The sequence below is a fragment of the Sinorhizobium fredii NGR234 genome (assembly GCF_000018545.1).
Taxonomy (GTDB): Bacteria; Pseudomonadota; Alphaproteobacteria; order Rhizobiales; family Rhizobiaceae; genus Sinorhizobium; species Sinorhizobium fredii_A.
In genome coordinates this window covers 3,561,493-3,579,389 of sequence record NC_012587.1, presented here as the reverse complement: position 1 = coordinate 3,579,389, position 17,897 = coordinate 3,561,493, and the positions used below count along the sequence as shown (strand labels likewise).

The 17,897-nt window shown below is 65.1% G+C and carries 13 protein-coding genes; 3 read left to right on the top strand and 10 right to left on the bottom strand.

The window, feature by feature from the left end; translation table 11 throughout:
• The first annotated feature begins 1 nt into the window (after position 1).
• The 3 genes from addB to trxA all read left to right on the top strand — a co-directional run bounded on the left by addB (position 2) and on the right by trxA (position 7,145).
• A complete protein-coding gene (gene addB / locus NGR_RS28030; RefSeq protein ID WP_012709861.1) occupies positions 2–3,181 on the top strand; it encodes a double-strand break repair protein AddB in 3,180 nt (1,059 codons plus the stop codon).
• Positions 3,171–6,740: a double-strand break repair helicase AddA gene (gene addA / locus NGR_RS28025; protein WP_012709860.1), complete on the top strand. Its 3,570-nt coding sequence runs from the start codon at positions 3,171–3,173 to the stop codon at positions 6,738–6,740. Before addB ends, addA begins: the two co-directional genes overlap by 11 nt.
• An 81-nt stretch (positions 6,741–6,821) precedes the next feature.
• Positions 6,822–7,145, top strand: coding sequence for a thioredoxin (gene trxA, locus NGR_RS28020; RefSeq protein ID WP_012709859.1), 324 nt, complete (start codon positions 6,822–6,824; stop codon positions 7,143–7,145).
• Between the two features lie 304 nt (positions 7,146–7,449).
• Here trxA and NGR_RS28015 read toward each other — a convergent pair whose 3' ends face one another.
• The 10 genes from NGR_RS28015 to NGR_RS27970 form a co-directional block, all read right to left on the bottom strand.
• Complete coding sequence (locus tag NGR_RS28015; protein WP_012709858.1) at positions 7,450–8,793, bottom strand: bifunctional folylpolyglutamate synthase/dihydrofolate synthase; 1,344 nt, start codon at positions 8,791–8,793, stop codon at positions 7,450–7,452.
• Between the two features lie 138 nt (positions 8,794–8,931).
• Entirely contained in the window at positions 8,932–9,846 is a 915-nt protein-coding gene (gene accD / locus NGR_RS28010) for an acetyl-CoA carboxylase, carboxyltransferase subunit beta (RefSeq protein ID WP_012709857.1), read from the bottom strand.
• A 51-nt stretch (positions 9,847–9,897) separates the two neighbouring features.
• Positions 9,898–10,737, bottom strand: coding sequence for a tryptophan synthase subunit alpha (gene trpA / locus NGR_RS28005; protein WP_012709856.1), 840 nt, complete (start codon positions 10,735–10,737; stop codon positions 9,898–9,900).
• A 5-nt stretch (positions 10,738–10,742) separates the two neighbouring features.
• The gene (gene trpB / locus NGR_RS28000) at positions 10,743–11,963 is read right to left on the bottom strand and encodes a tryptophan synthase subunit beta (RefSeq protein ID WP_012709855.1); all 1,221 of its coding nucleotides are present in this window, start codon (positions 11,961–11,963) and stop codon (positions 10,743–10,745) included.
• Complete coding sequence (locus NGR_RS27995; protein WP_012709854.1) at positions 11,960–12,634, bottom strand: phosphoribosylanthranilate isomerase; 675 nt, start codon at positions 12,632–12,634, stop codon at positions 11,960–11,962. Before NGR_RS27995 ends, trpB begins: the two co-directional genes overlap by 4 nt.
• Positions 12,635–12,935: 301 nt before the next feature.
• Positions 12,936–13,691: a M48 family metallopeptidase gene (locus NGR_RS27990; RefSeq protein ID WP_012709853.1), complete on the bottom strand. Its 756-nt coding sequence runs from the start codon at positions 13,689–13,691 to the stop codon at positions 12,936–12,938.
• A gap of 85 nt (positions 13,692–13,776) precedes the next feature.
• Entirely contained in the window at positions 13,777–14,214 is a 438-nt protein-coding gene (locus tag NGR_RS27985) for a DUF2852 domain-containing protein (protein ID WP_012709852.1), read from the bottom strand.
• Positions 14,215–14,498: 284 nt separating this feature from the next.
• Positions 14,499–15,773: a polyhydroxyalkanoate depolymerase gene (gene phaZ, locus NGR_RS27980; protein WP_012709850.1), complete on the bottom strand. Its 1,275-nt coding sequence runs from the start codon at positions 15,771–15,773 to the stop codon at positions 14,499–14,501.
• A 226-nt stretch (positions 15,774–15,999) separates the two neighbouring features.
• On the bottom strand, positions 16,000–16,836 hold the full coding sequence (locus NGR_RS27975) for an amidohydrolase family protein (protein WP_012709849.1): 837 nt from the start codon (positions 16,834–16,836) through the stop codon (positions 16,000–16,002).
• Entirely contained in the window at positions 16,833–17,855 is a 1,023-nt protein-coding gene (locus NGR_RS27970; RefSeq protein WP_012709848.1) for a zinc-binding alcohol dehydrogenase family protein, read from the bottom strand. Before NGR_RS27970 ends, NGR_RS27975 begins: the two co-directional genes overlap by 4 nt.
• Between the last annotated feature and the right edge of the window lie 42 nt (positions 17,856–17,897).

The following is a 17,897-nucleotide window of genomic DNA, read 5'->3' as shown; positions in this document are numbered from 1 at the left end:
GGTGCCCGGACGAGCCTCCAACGTCTTCACGATTCCTGCCGGCCTGCCTTTCCTAAAGACGCTGGCGGAAAAACTCCTGGGCGGCGTGCTGACGCCGGACTTCCAATACGAATCGGCCGATCCGCTGGCGCTCGCCGGCGTGACGATCTTCGTGCCGACGCGGCGTGCGGCCCGCGTCCTGCGCTCGGAATTCGTCGACCTGCTCGGCGGCCGCTCGGCGATCCTGCCGGTGATCCGCCCGCTTGGCGAGACGGACGATGACAGCGGCTTCTTCGACGCCGAGATGCCGGCGATCCTCGATCTGGCGCCGCCGCTTTCCGGCACCCAACGGCTGATCGAGCTCGGCCGGCTGATCCTTGCCTGGCGCAACCGCCTGCCGCAGGTGGTCCTCGACATTCATGCCGAAAGCCCGCTGATCGCGCCGGCGAGCCCGGCCGATGCCATCTGGCTGGCGCGCAATCTCGCCGAGCTGATAGACGCGATCGAGACGGAGGAGCTCGACTGGGACGCGCTCGACGGGCTTGATGGCGGCGAGCATGCGCTCTGGTGGCAATTGACACTGGCCTTCCTGAAGATTGCCCGGATCTATTGGCCGGAACGGCTCGACGAACTCAAGCATTCCTCGCCGGCGCGGCATCGCAACGCGATGCTCAAAGCCGAAACACAGCGGATTGCCGCCGGCAAGGTAAGCGGGCCAATCATCATCGCCGGCTCGACCGGCTCGATCCCCGCGACCGCCGCCCTGATAGCCGCGGTGAAGACGCTGCCGAACGGCACGATCGTGCTTCCCGGCCTGGACCTCGTGATGAGCGAGACGGAATGGGAGCTTATCGCAGAGGTCGCCGCTTCAGGCCCGCCTGCAAGAGGCCCGGCAAGCCGCACCCATCCGCAGTATGGCTTCCACCGCTTTCTGAAGCGCATGCGCATCGAACGTCTCGACGTGCCGGTTTTGGGATCGCTCGACGATGACCTCGGTTATCGCGGCGCGGTGCTTTCGCGGGCGCTGCTCCCGGCCGAGGCCACTGACGGCTGGACTGAGGCGCGCGGCGGTTTCGAGCCGGAGAAGCTCCTTGCGGCCTTCGCCGACGTGGCGCTGATCGAGGCGGCGAACGAGCGCGAGGAGGCGGCCGCGATCGCCATTGCGCTGCGGCTGGCGCTCGAAGGCGACGAAGAGAGCCAGGCGGCGCTGATCACTCCGGATCGGGGACTGGCGCGGCGCGTCGGGGCGGAACTCGCCCGGTTCGGCATCGAAGCCGATGACTCCGCCGGCGTGCCGCTCTCGGCGACGTCGGCTGGCGCGCTGGCGCGGCTGCTGATCGAGGCGACCCTCAGACCCGACGATCCGGTGGCCCTGGTGGCGCTGCTCAAGCATCCGCTCGCCCGCTTCGGCCAGACGGCCGTAGATACCCGGCGGGCGGCCGACGTGCTGGAGCTTCTGGCGCTGCGCGGCGGCACCGACCTTTCCGATATCTCCGGCCTCGAAGCCGTGCTCGACAAGGCACTCGCCAGGCAGCGCACCGAGCGGCACCCGAGACCTTGGCGCCGCGGCATCGATCAAGGCGATATCGCCCGCGCACGGGCACTTGCGGGGCGCATTTCAACGGCCGTCGAGCCGCTGACCAGCACCAACGCCGGCGGGTCGGAAGGTGGCCGCCATCACTCCATGGTCCTGACCCTCGCCGACTGGGCGGAACGTACCGGTCGGGCGCTGGAGGCTGTCGCCATCGACGAGCGCGGCAGCCTCGGCGAGCTTTGGGGGTCGGAAGCCGGCGAAGCATTGGCAACGCTTCTGCGAAGCATCATCGAGACCGACGGGCAGATGGAGGCCGACGGACGGCAATGGTGCGATATCGTCGTGGCGCTTGCCGCCAGCGAAGCGGTCAAACCGCGATCGATGCGACACCCGCGCGTCTTCATCTTCGGGGCGCTGGAATCGCGCCTGCAAAGCGTCGATCTCGTCGTGCTGGGCGGCCTGAACGAGGGCACCTGGCCGGGACAGACCTCCAACGACCCTTTCCTGTCGCGGACGATGAAGTCGGGCATCGGCCTCGAACCGCCGGAGCGGCGCATCGGTCAGCTCGCCCATGATTTCCAGATGGCCTGCGGAACGCGCCGTCTGATTCTTTCCCGCTCCATGCGCCAGGGCTCCGCGCCGACCGTCGCCTCGCGATGGGTGCAGCGGCTGCAGGCGCTTGGCGGCAAAACTTTGACCGAACAGCTCAAGGCGAATGGCGCCAGCTATCTTCACTGGATGCGCATCCTAGACGGCGGCGAGCGCCAGCCGCTCAGCGAGCGGCCGCAGCCGAAGCCGCCAGTCGAGTTGCAGCCACGCAAATACTCCTTCAGCGAGGTGACCAAGCTTCGCCGCGACCCCTATTCCATCTATGCGCGCCGCATCTTGCGGCTGGAGCCGATCGATTCCTTCAACCGTGATCCGGGCGCCGCCGAACGCGGCCTGCTCTACCACCGGATCGTCGACCGCTTCGTCAAGGGCGGTTTCGACCCCGCCTCCGGCGATGGGGAAGAGGCGATGGTGCGACTGATCCGGGAAGCCTTCGACGAGGAGCAACTCCCGGCTCACATCGACACGATCTGGCGGCCGCGCTTCGAGGCGGTGGCAAGGGCGTTTCTTTCCTGGGAGCGGGAGCGCCGGCACACGATCGTCAGGTCCTTCACCGAGGCTCCTGCCGCGATGGATGTCGGTGTCTCGGACATCAGACTGACCGGGATCGCCGATCGGCTCGACCGGCTGGCGAACGGTACGGTCGACATCATCGATTACAAGACGGGCTCCAGCCCTTCGGCGAAGGAAGCGCGGGCGCTGCTCGACCCGCAGCTCGCGCTCGAGGCGGCGGCGCTCAAGGCGGGCGCCTTCGGCACGATCGGGCCGGCCCGGCCGCATGCGCTGCGCTATGTTCGCCTCAAGCCCGGCAGCCGCTTTGCCGTCGACACGGTCAACAACGAGAACAGCAAGTCGAGGGAGACCAAAACCGCCGAGCAACTGGCAGAGGAATCGCTTGCCGAACTGAGGAAGCTGCTCGCCGCGCTGACCAGCGGAAAATACGGCTTCGCCTCGCGCCTGATCGTCCAGAAGGAACGGGACTACGGCGGTGAATACGACCACCTGGCACGCGTCGCGGAATGGGCGACGGCCGACGGGGAGGACGACGATGAGGAATGACACCTTCGGGACGGAGGAGAGGACGCCCAAGGCGTGGCTCGACTGGACGACGGAGCGCCAGTCGCTCGCCTCCGACCCGGCCCGATCGGCCTGGGTGTCGGCCAATGCCGGCTCCGGCAAGACGCATGTGCTGACGCAGCGGGTCATCCGGCTGCTGCTCGCCGGGTGCCGGCCATCCGCGATCCTCTGCCTGACCTATACGAAGGCGGCGGCTTCCGAGATGTCGAACCGCATCTTCGAGCGCCTCGCCGAATGGGCGACGCTCGATGATGCCGCGCTTGAAAAACGGATCGAGACGATCGAGGGCAAACGGCCTCCCCTTGCGAAGATCCACGAAGCCCGGCGGCTTTTTGCAAAGGCGCTCGAAACGCCCGGCGGGCTGAAGATCCAGACGATCCACGCCTTCTCCGAGGCCTTGCTGCACCAATTTCCGCTCGAAGCCAACGTGGCGGGACATTTTTCGGTCCTCGACGATCGTGCCGCGGCTGTGTTGCTTGCCGATGCGCGCCGCGCCCTGCTGAGCGCGACGGCCGCCGAGGGCGAGACCGAGCTTGCCGAGGCCTTCGCAACGGTCCTCGATCTCGCCGACGATACCGGCCTTGAAAAACTGCTTCAGGCGATCGTCGCAAACCGCGCGCCCATCCAGGCCTTTCTCGACCACGCCTCCGCGCAAAGCGGGCGCGAACGGCAACTGCGTGCGGCGCTTGGCCTTGCTCCGACGGAATCGGCCGAGAGCGTCATGGCCGGCGCCTGGCCGCTGGCCGGTCTGAACGGCGCTGCGCTTGAGCAATATATCGGGCTCGCGCTCAGCCTCGGCGGCGCGAAACCCGTCGAAATCGCCGAGGGCCTGAAGGCAGCCTGCAAGGTCAAGGACGCGGAGGAGCGCTTCGCCTCGCTGCTGAGCGTGTTCTTCAACGGCGGCGGCAAGCCGAAGGCCGAGTCTGCCTTCTTCAACAAGGCGATGCTGGCGCAGGCGCCGCATCTCGCACCGCTGATCGACGAAGCACGCCAACACATCGTCTCAACTGCCGATCGCCTCAGCATCGTGCGCATGTATGAGGCGACGCGGGCGGCACTGATCCTCGCGGAAAGGCTCAACGGGGATTACGAAGACCTCAAGAAGCGGCGCAGCCAGCTCGATTTCGAGGACCTGATCAACCGCACGGCCGCGCTGCTTTCGCGCAGCGACGTCGGCGCCTGGGTCCACTACAAGCTCGACCAGGGCATCGACCATATCCTCGTCGACGAGGCGCAGGACACCAGCCCGGCGCAATGGACGATCATCCAGGCGCTCGCCGCCGATTTCTTCGCCGGCGAAACAGCGCGGGCCGACGACCGGACGATCTTTGCGGTCGGCGACGAGAAGCAGTCGATCTATTCCTTCCAGGGCGCTCGGCCGGAGCGCTTTTCGCGCGAAAGCGTGCTGACCGAGCGTCGGGTCCGCGCCGGCAACAAGTATTTCAGCCCGATCCGGCTGCAGCTCTCCTTCCGCTCCACCCTCGACGTGCTTTCCGCAGTCGACACGGTCTTTGCCAACCCGGGCAATGCCAAAGGCCTGAGCGCCAGGAACGAGGCAATCGTCCATGCCTCGAACCGCATCGGCCACCCCGGAGCGGTCGACATCTGGGACATCATCGCGCCCGAGCCGACCACCTCCGAAGACGACTGGACGGCACCCTTCGACGCGACGCCCGAGCGGGCCCCGGTCAACATTCTCGCCCGGCGGATCGCGGCCGTGCTCGAAGACTGGATCGGCAAGGAGACCGTGATCGAGAAGGGCGTCCGGCGGCCGATGCGGCCCGGCGACGTCATCGTGCTGGTGCGCAAGCGCGATGCCTTCGTCAACGCGCTGACGCGGGCGCTGAAGCGCCGCGGCAACATTCCAGTCGCCGGTGCCGACAGGCTGGTACTGACCAACCACATCGCCATCCAGGATCTCCTGGCGCTCGGCCGCTTCGTGCTCCTGCCCGAAGATGACCTGTCGCTCGCCGCACTGCTGAAAAGCCCGCTCGTCAATCTCGGCGAGGACGACGTCTTCGACCTGGCGGCGCGGCGGGCGGAGGGCGAAAGCCTCTGGCAGCGGCTGCAGCAGCTCGGTGCGGAGGAAAAAAGCCGATATTGCCGCGTCGTGCGGATCCTCGCCGGCTATGGCGAACTTGCCCGCGATCTGCTGCCGCACGACTTCTACGCCCGGGTGCTCGGCGCCCATGGCGGCCGACGTGCCTTCCTGGCGCGGCTCGGCAGCGAGGTCAGCGACATTCTCGACGAATTCCTCACCTTCGCGCTCGACCACGAGCGGAGCGGCCTGCCCGGCCTGCAGGCCTTCATCTCGACGCTCGAGATCGAAGCGCCGACCGTCAAGCGCGAGCAGGACAAGGAACGCGACGAGGTGCGCGTCATGACCGTGCACGCCGCCAAGGGGCTCGAGGCACCGGTGGTCTTCCTGGTCGACGGCGGCGGCGAGGCATTCGTACGCCAGCAGGTCTCGGACCTGCGCCTCCTGGAGAAGCCGCAGGCCGGCGGCGCTCCGGTCATCGTGCCGGTCTGGCGGGCGCCCGGCTCGGCGTCCAATTCGCTGATCGCCGCCGACAACGAGCGGCTGAAGCGGCTGGCGGAGGAAGAGTATCGCCGCCTCCTCTATGTCGGCATGACACGGGCGGCGGATCGGCTGATCGTCTGCGGTTATCGCGGCCAGCGGCAGAACCTCGATACCTGGCATGCCATGGTCCAGGGGACGCTGGCGCACGATCCGAAAGGCAGGGCGGTGCCGACGGACTTTTCAGCCGGCGGCGAAGAATGGACGGGCCATGCCTGGCGTGAAGCGCCTGTGCCGGTAACCATCCCGGAGAGTGGCGACGCAAAGAGCAAGCCGGACGCGGCTGCGTCGATCCTGCCGCCGGCGCTCTTCACGCCCTTGCCGCCGCCGCGCCGCCTGCCGCGGCCGCTCGCCCCTTCTGGTACCAGCGTCGCCATCGACGATCCGGACCGGGAGGCGATCGTCGGCTCGGCGCTCTTTGCCGAGCAGGCCACGCCCAAATTCTCGATGCTGCGCGGCGCCATCCTGCACCGGCTGCTGCAGGTGCTCCCGACGATCGAGGAGGCTAAGCGCCGGGAGGCGGCGGAACGCTACCTTGGGCGCGCCGTGCCGGGCTGGCCGGAGACGGAGCGGCGGGCGCTGACCGCCGCCGTAATGGATGTGCTCGATCATACGGAACTGCAGCCGCTCTTCGGCGAACAGAGCCGAGCCGAAGTCTCCGTCATGGGAACGCTCAAGCTCGGGAGCCAGGAGTTCGCAATATCCGGCCGCCTCGACCGCCTGGCGATTGCCGGCGACACGGTGACGATCGCCGATTACAAGACCAATCGCGACGTGCCGGCCTCGGTCGACGACGTTCCGTCCGTCTACCGACGGCAGCTCGCCATCTACCGTGATCTGCTGAAGCCGCTCTATCCCGGCAAGCAATTCCGCTCAGTGCTGATCTTCACGGAGGGTCCGGCCGTCCGGGTGCTTCCCGACACGATGCTGGATCGGAGCCTTGAAGAGCTCGCGACAAAGTGAGATACACGATATTGAAAATCCGGTGGCGAGGCCTCACATGAGGCACAACATCTGGACAATGCCATTCCGAAGGAGCAGCCGATGGCAACTGTAAAAGTCGATGCGTCCAATTTTCAGAAAGAAGTCCTGAATTCCGCCGAGCCGGTCGTCGTCGACTTCTGGGCCGAATGGTGCGGCCCGTGCAAAATGATCGCACCGAGCCTCGAAGAGATCGCCACCGAGCTTGCCGGCAAAGTCAAGGTTGCCAAGCTCAATATCGATGAAAACCCTGAACTGGCGGCCCAGTACGGCGTCCGCTCGATCCCGACGCTCGCCCTGTTCAAGGCCGGCGAAGTCGCCGACATCAAGGTCGGCGCGGCGCCGAAGACGGCGCTGAGCTCGTGGATTTCCAACGCCTCGGCTTGAAGCGCGGCGCAAGCAAGACCTGAAAGAGCCCGGCTTTGCCCGGGCTTTTTTTGGCCGCACTTGCGGTTGCCCTTGTCGGCCCGGTAATCTCTCGCTTGGCATCGTCATCCTCGGGCTTGACCCGAGGATCCAGGCGCAAGCGCCGGCTCCGGCATAACCGTTGTGCGATGCCACGAATGGTCGAATCATCGACTCAGTGAATACTCAGCAAAATCCTGTGCGTTTGATTGCTGGAATGCTGGCAGGATCGATCCTCGGGTCAAGCCCGAGGATGACGCCGGAGGGTGGCTGCGCCCTATCACCTCTACCGAGGTGGCGTGCCGTTGTCGGAAAGCACATCGCCGACGAGATAGAGGGAACCGCCGATCAGGATGCGTGGCGGCCCGGGATCCTCTTCGGTCAGTTCGGCTATAAGGCCGAGTGCTTCCGCAACCGAGGATGTGGCATTCGCCTCCAAGCCTGCGGCGGCGGCATCGGCGGCCAGTGCGACCGGATCGAGTCCCGCATCCGATCCGTGAATCGGCACGGTGAAGACCTGCTCGGCGAGATCGAGGAAGGCCTTGAAATAGCCGACCGGATCCTTGGTGTTGATCATGCCGATGATCAGGAAGAGCGGCCGCGGATCACGCTCCTCGAATGTGGCCATCGCTTCGGCGATCACCTGGCCGGCGCCGGGATTGTGGCCGCCGTCGATCCAGATTTCGGCGGCCGGCGGCCCGTAGTGCGCGAGCTTGCCGCCGGCAAGACGCTGCAGCCGCCCCGGCCACTCGACGCCCGCCAGGCCCTTCTCGATCGCCGCCTCGGGAACGTCGAATCCGGCCGCCCGGACGGCACGGATCGCCGCCGCGGCATTGGCATATTGGTGCCGGCCCGGCAGGCGCGGCAGCGGCAGGTCGGCAAGCCCGTTCTCGTCCTGGAAGATCAGCCTGCCGAACTCTTCATGCGCCATGAAATCCTGACCGTAGACGGACGTCGGGCAGCCGAGCCGTTCGGCGGTATCGACGAGCACGTCGCGCACGCCGTCTTCCTCCTGATGGCCGATCACCACCGGGCAGCCGCGCTTCATGATTCCGGCCTTTTCCGCGGCGATCAGTTCGACCCGGTCGCCGAGATAGGCCTGGTGGTCGAGCGAGATCGGCATGATGACGGAAACGGCCGGCCGGGCGATGACGTTGGTCGCATCGAAGCGACCGCCAAGACCGACCTCGAGGATCACGACATCGGCCGGATGCTCGGCGAACAGGACGAAGGTGACCGCCGTCAGGATTTCGAAGACGGTGATCTTCTGGCCGGCATTGGCTTCCGCCACGCGGCGTACCGCATCGGCGAGGACCGGGTCGCTGACAAGCGCACCCTTGCCGCCCTTGGCACCGAGCCGATAGCGTTCGTGCCAGTTCACCAGATGCGGCGATGTGTGCACATGGACGCTGAGGCCGGCCGCCTCGAGGATCGCCCGCGAAAACGCGGTGACGGAGCCCTTGCCGTTGGTACCGGCGACATGGATGATCGGCGGCAGGCGAGTCTCAGGGTTTCCCAGCGCCGCCAGCAGCCGCGTGATCCTGTCGAGCGACAGGTCGAAGCCCTTGGGATGGAGGGCAAGAAGCTTCTCGATCTCCTGCGCCGCCTCGCTGACCTGTGCCGCCGCCATGTTCCTGCCTCGAAAAAGATGATCCGCGCAGGATTCCTTAAAACGGAATCGCAGCAAATCAAAACACTTACAGCGACACCTGCGCCTCCGAACGGACGCGCAGCACTCAATGTGGTGTCGGATTGGGTCGGGCGGCGATCAGGCCCGGGCTGCGACCGGCAAGGCCGAAACCTGGGAGCCGCTTTCACGCCTTGCCGCCTCCACCGGCTTCTTCATCAGGATCTTCAGCACGCGCGCAAGGGTCGCCGGGAGGTCGTGGCGCTTGACGACCATGTCGACCATGCCGTGCTCCAGGAGGTATTCGGAGGTCTGGAAGCCGTCGGGCAGCTTCTCGCGCAGCGTCTGCTCGATGACCCGCTTGCCGGCAAAGCCGATCTCCGCACCGGGTTCGGCGAGGTGGATGTCGCCCAGCATCGCATAGGATGCGGTTACGCCACCGGTGGTGGGGTTGGTGAGCACGACGATATAGGGAAGCCCCGCTTCCTTTAGCAGGTTCACCGCGACCGTGGTGCGCGGAAGCTGCATCAGCGACAGGATGCCTTCCTGCATGCGGGCGCCACCCGAGGCCGGGAACATCACCAGCGGGCATTTTTCGGCAATCGCCTTCTCGAAGGCCCTGATGATCGCTTCGCCGGCCGCCATGCCGAGCGAGCCGCCGATGAAGTTGAACTCGTGCACGACCGCGACCAGCTTGACGCCCTGGACGAGGCCAAGGCCGGCGACGATCGTGTCCTCGAGCTCGGTCTTGGCGCGGCTGTCGCGCAGGCGGTCGAGATATTTCTTCGAATCGCGGAACTTCAGCGGATCCTGCGCCACCTTCGGCTGCGGCAGCGTTTCATAGATTCCACCATCGAAAAGATCTTTGAGACGGGCTCTGGCCGGCATCTTCATGTGATGGCCGGACTGCGGGATGACCCACTTGTTCTCTTCGAGATCGCGATGGAACACCATCTCGCCGGTTTCAGGGCACTTGATCCAGAGGTTCTCCGGAACTTCCCTGCGGCCAAGCATCGAATTGATCTTCGGCCGAACGTAGTTTGTGATCCAGTTCACTTAGTAGACTCCTGAAGCTGTCCTTCGGCTTCTGCGCGCCAATATGGGCGATTATTCGGCTGCTGCAAGGCGTGCCGCCCGCACCCCGGCCGAAAGGCCCCGAACCAGCGCCTCGACGCCCGGCACCGTCGCCTCGGTGACGCGGCCTTCTTCCGTCAAGCTCGAGGCGATCTGGTTGACGATCGCCGTCCCCACCACGACACCGTCGGCAGAGGCGCCGATCACCCGCGCATGCTCGGCGGTCTTGACGCCGAAACCGACGCAGACAGGCAGCGACGTGTGCGACTTGATCCGCGCCACCGCACCGGCGATCCGCGACGGATCGGGCAGAGCGGAACCGGTGATGCCGGTCATCGAGACGTAATAGACGAAACCGGAGGTATTTTCGAGAACCTTGGGCAGGCGGCGGTCGTCGGTCGTTGGCGTTGCCAGGCGGATGAAGCTGATGCCCTTCTTGAGCGCCGGGATGCACAGCTCGTCGTCCATTTCCGGCGGCAGATCGACGACGATCAGCCCGTCGACGCCGGCTTCGACGGCATCGTTCAAGAACCGCTCGACGCCATAGATATAGATCGGGTTGTAGTAGCCCATCAGCACGATAGGGGTGCGCTGGTCCTCGGCCCGGAAGCGGCGGGCGAGTTCGAGCGTCTTGGCAAGCGTCTGTCCGGCTTTGAGCGCGCGCTGGCCGGCGAGTTGGATCGCCGGGCCGTCGGCCATCGGATCGGAAAAGGGAACGCCGAGCTCGATCACGTCGGCGCCGGCCTTCGGCAGCGCCTGCATGATCGAAAGCGACGTCTCGAAATCGGGATCGCCGCCCATGAAATAAGTGACAAGAACTGGACGGCCCTCTGCCGCAACGTCGGCGAACCTCTGTTCCATGCGTGCGGTCATACTCGTTACTGCCCCATTCCCAGAATTTTGCCGACGGTGAAGATGTCCTTGTCGCCGCGACCGGAGAGATTCATCAGGATGATCTCGTCCTTGCCCATTTTCGGCGCGCGCTTGATGACCTCGGCGAGCGCATGCGACGGCTCGAGCGCCGGGATGATGCCTTCAAGGCGGGTCAACGTCTGGAAGGCTTCGAGCGCCTCATGGTCCATGATCGGCACATATTCGACCCGGCCGATATCGTTGAGCCAGGCATGTTCCGGACCGATGCCCGGATAATCGAGACCGGCCGAGATGGAGTGGCCTTCCTTGATCTGGCCGTCGCCGTCCTGAAGCAGGTAGGTGCGGTTGCCGTGCAGCACGCCCGGAGAGCCGGCGGTGATCGAGGCACAGTGCTCGTCGCCGTCCAGCCCCTTGCCGCCCGCTTCGACGCCGACGATCCTGACGCCGTCGTCGTCGAGGAAGGGATGGAAGATGCCGATCGCGTTGGAGCCGCCGCCGACCGCCGCAACGACGAGGTCGGGCAAGCGGCCCTCGGCCGCGAGAAGCTGTTCCTTGGCCTCCTGGCCGATGACCGCCTGGAAGTCGCGGACCATCTCCGGATAGGGGTGCGGGCCGGCGGCCGTGCCGATCAGGTAATAGGTGCTGTCGACATTCGTCACCCAGTCGCGCAGCGCCTCGTTCATGGCGTCCTTCAGTGTCCCATGACCGGCGGTCACCGGCTTCACCTCGGCGCCGAGAAGCTTCATGCGGAAGACGTTCGGCGCCTGGCGCTCGACGTCGGTGGCGCCCATGTAGACCACGCAGGGAAGCCCGAAGCGGGCCGCGACGGTTGCCGAAGCCACGCCGTGTTGGCCGGCGCCGGTCTCGGCAATGATACGGGTCTTGCCCATGCGCTTGGCCAAGAGGATCTGGCCGATGCAATTGTTGATCTTGTGCGAGCCGGTGTGGTTCAGCTCCTCGCGCTTGAAATAGATCTTCGCGCCGCCGAGCTCGGCCGTCAGGCGCTCGGCGAAATAGAGCGGGCTCGGACGCCCGATATAGTGGGCGCCGAGCTTCTCGAGCTCCGCCTTGAACACCGGGTCATTCTTTGCCTTGTTCCATTCGTCCTGGAGGTCAAGGATCAGCGGCATCAGGGTCTCGGCGACGAAACGGCCGCCGAAAATACCGAAACGGCCGTCCTCATCCGGTCCGGCCCTGAAGGAGTTCGGTTTTAGCGGCTGATTCACGTCTTGCTCCCTGATCGTGGCCGTACGGCTTCGGCGCGGCGGACCGCGTCGAAAAACGCATCCATGAGCTTCAAGTCCTTGACACCCGGGGCGCTCTCGACCCCGGAAGATGTATCGACGGCGCGCGCGCCGGTCAGCGCAAGAGCCTCGCCGATATTTTCTGCATTCAGTCCACCGGAAAGCATGTAATCGACGCTTCCGTCAAGCGCGTCGAGCAGTCTCCAGTCGAAAGAGACGCCGTTGCCGCCCGGCAGTTCGGATCCGGCCGGCGGCTTGGCATCGAAAAGGAATCGATCGACGATGCCGAGATAGGGGTCGATCCGGTCGAGATCGGACGCTTCGCGGATCGACAGCGCCTTCATGACCGGAAGACCATAGATCGCCTTGACGGTCAGCACCCTCTCCGGATCCTCGCCACCATGAAGCTGCAGGATGTCGGGCTTCAGGGCGGAAACGATCTCGTCGAGATCGTCATTGTCCGCGTCGACGGTGACGGCGACGATCTTCGCCCGGCCGCGAATGCGCTCGGCCAGCCGGCCGGCGTCGTCAGGCTCGATGTTGCGCGGGCTCTTGGGGAAGAAGATGAAGCCCGTGTGCGAAGCGCCGAGTGAAACGGCATGCTCGACGGCCTCCGCCGTCTTCAGCCCGCATATTTTCACGTCCATTTTCATGGGAAGCGACCTTGCACGAAATGCCGCGCGAGTCGAGCAAAACCGTTGCAGTGCAGGGCGTGATCTTTCATAAGCCGCGGACGTTTCCAGCTCGGACGATTTTATCCTACTGACGGAAAACGCGTCGGCCGGTGGGCTTGCCCCCCATCCCGCTGCCGCGACCTTCTCCCCGCGAGCGGGGAGAAGGGATATGCCGCACCGCAGAGGTCCCCTCTCCCCGCGCGCGGGGAGAGGGCTGGGGTGAGGGGCAATCTTAATCCTCTACGCGCGGGACCGCCCAACCCATCAGCATCGATCTCTTCTAACCAAAATCGATGGCGTGCAGCATGGTGCCGTTGCGCTTCAGCCAGCGCCTGGCCTCATTGGTGTCCGGGCAGAGCTTCTCACAAAGCGCCCAGAAATCCGGGCCGTGGTTCATCTCCTGAAGATGGGCGACCTCGTGGGCGGCGAGATAGGCGATCACCTTGGGCGGCGCCATGGTGATCCGCCAGGAAAAGCTCAAATCCCCGTCGGCGGAGCAGGAACCCCAGCGGCTGCGGGTATCCTTGAGGCTCAGCGAGCGCACCCGGCGGCCGATCCGGCCGGCATAGACGGCGACGAGACGCTCCAGTTCGAAGCGCGCCTCTTTCTTCAGGAAATCGGCAATCCGCCGCCGCAGATGCTCCTCGGCGCCGCCGACCCGCAGCACGGCCTCGTCATCGACGACCACCGCTTCGGTGAGGCCACGAAGCCGGCCGGTCCGCTCGATGCGATGGGCCACACCCCGGACAAAGATCGTTCCGCCGTGCTCGAGCTCGCTTTCGCCGGAGAAGCGCGCGAGCTTGGTCATCAGCCAGCCCTGATGGCGGGTGAGGAACGCGCTGACCTCGCGCTCCGGCAGGCCTTCCGGAACGGTGAGCTTCAGGGCCCGCCCGCCGGGCTCGATGCGCAACGTCATCCGCGTCGCGCGGGCGTTCTGCCGGATGGTCAAGGGAAGACGCTTGCCGGCCACCTCGATGTCGCGGGTGACATCGATGCGGGTTTCACTGCCACGGCGCCGCTTGAAGGAAGGGAACATGAGACCTTTCTAACCGATTCGCGGACCGGTAGCACATGGCTGTATGCGTCCGGCGTTTCATGTGAAACGCCGGACGCCGATTCCATTAGTTCGTCTCGAAGCCCGGTTCCGGACCGGGGCGGCCATTCTTGCGCTCGCGCATGAAGCGGTCGAATTCCTCCTGGTCCTTGGCGCGCCGGAGCTCGCGGACATAGGCGTCGAATTCCTCGCGCATTTCGTCAAGCTTGCGGCGCTCCTCGTCGAGGCGGGCAAGTTCCGCTTCGCGCCAGTCGTCGAAGGCGACGTTGCCAGTCCGGTGGTGAGTCCGGTGGTGAGCCCAGTGCGCCCGGTTGTTGCGGCGGAAGCCGGCGCACATGCGGTCCACGCTGTCGTTGGCGTCCTTCTTGAAGCTCTTCAGCTTGTCGCCAAAGAGGATGTAAGCGAGCATCGCCAGGCCGAGCGGCCAGAACACAATGAAACCGAGCACCATCAATGCAATGGTCGCAGGCGTCCAGTCCGGACGGATCAATGCAGATTGGTTCATCTTCAGTATTCCTCGCAGTCAGCGGGCCGCCCGTTGCGGCCCGGTGAAAACGATGTGGGAAAGCCCGGAGATGTCTGCAAGATGCGCCGCATGGGAATCGGGCAAACCCTTGACTCTGCGGCAGCAAATCGCTGCCGCAGAGCGCCCGAAAGAGATCAGGATCGGCCGCGCGACGTTGCGCTTACAGCGCCGCGCGTCTTTTCAGACGCGCAGAGGACGCTGTAACACTTTCGATCTACGCATCGTGCCTTCCGAAAATCGATTCCGATTTTCGGGCCAATGCGCTAGGCCGATTTGCCGCCCTTGATGATCTGCTTCACCGGGCTTGAGTGGCGCGAATGCTGGCGCTGGAACGCGACGATGCGTGGTGCAATCTCGCCGCGGAAGCGAGAGCCGTTGAAGACGCCGTAGTGGCCGACATCCGGCTGCATGTAGTGCTGGCGCATATGCTCCGGGATATTGCTGCAGATCGTCTGCGCCGCCTGGGTCTGGCCGAGACCGGAAATGTCGTCGTTCTCTCCCTCGACCGTCAGCAGTGCGGTTCTGCGGATCGCCGTCGGATCGACGCGCTTGCCGCGATGCATCATTTCGCCCTTCGGCAAAGCATGCTGCATGAACACCACCTGCACCGTCTGCAGGTAGAATTCCGCCGTCAGGTCCATGACTGCGAGATATTCGTCGTAGAAATCGCGGTGCTTGTCGGCGGCATCGCCGTCATTCTTGACGAGATGGGCGAAGAATTCCTTGTGGGCAACCAGATGGCGGTCGAGATTCATCGACATGAAGCCGGAGAGCTGCAGGAAGCCCGGATAGACCATGCGCATGAAGCCCGGCTGCGGCCACGGCACCGGCATGATGACGTTATCGCGGAACCATTCGACCGGCCGCTGCTCGGCCAACTGGTTGACGGCGGTCGGGTTGATGCGCGTGTCGATCGGGCCGCCCATCAGCGTCATGGTCGCCGGCGAGAGCGGGTCGTTGTCCGCCTCCATCAGGGCGACGGCGGCGAGAACCGGCACTGCCGGCTGGCAGACGCCGATGACATGGGTATCGGGGCCGAGGTGATGCAGGATCTGGATGACGTAGTCGATATAGTCGTCGAGGTCGAAGGTACCCTCGCTGAGCGGCACCATGCGGGCGTCCAGCCAGTCGGTGATGTAGATGTCGGAGTGAGGCAGCAGCGCCTCGACGGTACCGCGCAGCAGCGTCGCATAGTGGCCGGACATCGGTGCGACGAGCAGCACTTTCGGATCCGCCGCCCGCCCCTTCGGCAGCGACCGTTCGAAATGGATGAGGTTGCAGAAGGGCGCCCGCCAGACGATCTTCTCGCGGACCGGCACCGTCTGGCCGTCGACAATCGTCTCGGGCAGGCCGAATTCCGGCTTGCCGTAGCGTCGCGTGGCCCGTTCGAAGACTTCCAGCCCCGCGGCCGCGGCGCGGCCGAAATAGGTGTGCGAGACCGGATTCATCGGATTCTTGAAGGCCAGCCGCATGGCATCCGCCGCCGTGCGCCACGGTGCCATCATGGCATGGTTCATTTCGTAAAGCTGGTAGAACATGGGACGCGTACCCCTTGTTTCAATCAATCCCGGCGCCGCTCCCAGGTCCGACGCAAGCCTTGCGAGTGTTTGTCTTGGTGTCCGCAATCGCTTGCAGACTACCACTTTTCTTGTGCAGTGCAACAAAAAGACCCCCATGCATTTGGGGCCATTTTGTGCAGGGAATCATATTACTAATATATTGAGATAACATTGCGCGGGCCTGTCGCGCTATGACGTTCGTACCTCAGGCCGCCGAAATTCCGTAGAAACGGGCCGCCGTCCCCAGGAAAATCGCCTGCCGTTCAGCTTCCGAGCAGGTCGCGGTCAACGCCTGGGCCGCAGCGAACCACTCTGCATAGTCGGCATCGAGCAATACAACCGGCCAATCGCTGCCGAACATGACCCGCTCGGCCCCGAACGCGCCGATGAGATGCGTGGCATAGGGATGCAAACGTTCAACGGACCAGTTCCCGCCTGCCTCGGTGACGAGCCCCGACAGCTTGACGTGGACATTGGGGCGGCGGGCGAGCGCCGCCATATCCGTCGCCCAAGGCTCCAGCCGGCCTTCGGCAATGAACGGCTTGGCGCCGTGATCGACGACGATCGGGAGGTTCGGCAGGCGGTCGGCGAGCGCGGCGATCACCGGCAGGTGGCGCGGCTGGATGAGCGCGTCGAAACGGAGATCCATGTGCGGCAGCATCTCGAGCGTCGCGATCGCTTCCGGCCGCAGGATCCAGGCGGTCTCGGCGATGCCTTGCAGCATCGGCCGGATTCCCCTGAACTTCGGATGCCCTTTCAGTCGCTGAAGCTCGGAGCCGGCGCTGGAACCGAGAATGTCGACCCAGCCGACCACTGCCGCAACCGTTTCTTCGCGTGCGGCGATCTCGAGCAGGAAGTCGGTCTCGGCGACATTCGGCGCTGCCTGGACGAGGACGGTGCTGCCGATGCCCGCAGCCGTGAGGTGCGGCTTCAGGTCGTCCGGCCCGAAGTCGCGAAAGATGGGTCGAAGATCCGGACCGGGCCAGTCGTTGTGGCCGAGACCGAGCGTCCAGTAATGCTGGTGCGAATCGATGAAGTTCATGTGGCACCGACCGTGATGACCGCCTTCACGAGCCCCGCCTTGTCGTGCGCCCAACGCGGCAGGTCGTGCACGGCCTGGCCGAGGGTCGTCCTGTGTGTGACGAGCTTATCCACCGGCACCAGGCCGTTGCCGATCGAGGCGATGACGTGATCGAAATCCTCGCGCGTCGCATTGCGGCTCGCCACCAGTGTCATCTCGCGCTTGTGGAACTCCGGGTCGGAAAAGCGGATGTCGTTCTTCACGACGCTGACGAACACCAGGGTTCCGCCGTGCGCGACATGGGTAAAGGACCGTTCCATCGAGATGACATTGCCGGTGGCGTCGAAGACGACGTCGAAGCCGTTACCGTCCGTTGCTTCGCCAATGGCATTTTCCAGCCCCTCGCCGGCCAGAAGGCCGCCCGGAAAGCCGAGCTCGTCCGCGGCGAAGGCCAATCGCTCGGCGCTGGTGTCCAGGAGCGTCACCTCGTGTCCGGCGATCCGGGAAAAGATCGCCGTTCCGAGACCGATCGGACCGGCACCGATCACCAGCGACCGGGCACCGGGCGCCATGCCGGATCGCCGGACGGCATGCGCGCCGATCGCCAAAAACTCGACCGTCGCGGCGGACTCGGGAGAAAGACCGTTCGCCGGATAGAGGTTCCGTTCCGGCATGAGGATCTCTTCGCAGAAGGCGCCATCGGTGTGAACGCCGAGAACCCGGATCGCCGTGCAACAATTGGGCTTGCCCTTGCGGCAGGCGGCGCAGGTTTCGCAGGAGATGTAGGGATTGACGACCACCAAAGTTCCCGGCGTCAGCCGGGAGCCCGGGCCGGTCTCGACCACGGTCGCGGAGATCTCGTGGCCCATGACGCGCGGATATTCGAGGAAGGGGTGCTTGCCTTCGAAGATATGATAGTCGGTACCGCAGATGCCGACCCGGCGAACGGCAAGGCGGACCCAACCCGCGGCGGGCGCCGACGGGCCGGGGCGTTCGGTGATTTCAAGGCGACCGGGTTCTGAACAGACGACAGCTTTCATGGGGCGTTCCGTAGCTTGATGTTCGCGGTTCCGGCCGGCTTT

Bases quoted from the DNA above. Each gene is read 5' to 3' on its own strand.
- NGR_RS27990 (WP_012709853.1), bottom strand. From the start codon at position 13,691: ATGTTCCCTTCCTTCAAGCGGCGCCGTGGCAGTGAAACCCGCATCGAT.
- NGR_RS27985 (WP_012709852.1), bottom strand. From the start codon at position 14,214: ATGAACCAATCTGCATTGATCCGTCCGGACTGGACGCCTGCGACCATT.
- addA (WP_012709860.1), top strand. From the start codon at position 3,171: ATGAGGAATGACACCTTCGGGACGGAGGAGAGGACGCCCAAGGCGTGG.
- trpA (WP_012709856.1), bottom strand. From the start codon at position 10,737: ATGACCGCACGCATGGAACAGAGGTTCGCCGACGTTGCGGCAGAGGGC.
- NGR_RS27995 (WP_012709854.1), bottom strand. From the start codon at position 12,634: ATGAAAATGGACGTGAAAATATGCGGGCTGAAGACGGCGGAGGCCGTC.
- NGR_RS28015 (WP_012709858.1), bottom strand. From the start codon at position 8,793: ATGGCGGCGGCACAGGTCAGCGAGGCGGCGCAGGAGATCGAGAAGCTT.
- phaZ (WP_012709850.1), bottom strand. From the start codon at position 15,773: ATGTTCTACCAGCTTTACGAAATGAACCATGCCATGATGGCACCGTGG.
- trxA (WP_012709859.1), top strand. From the start codon at position 6,822: ATGGCAACTGTAAAAGTCGATGCGTCCAATTTTCAGAAAGAAGTCCTG.
- NGR_RS27970 (WP_012709848.1), bottom strand. From the start codon at position 17,855: ATGAAAGCTGTCGTCTGTTCAGAACCCGGTCGCCTTGAAATCACCGAA.
- NGR_RS27975 (WP_012709849.1), bottom strand. From the start codon at position 16,836: ATGAACTTCATCGATTCGCACCAGCATTACTGGACGCTCGGTCTCGGC.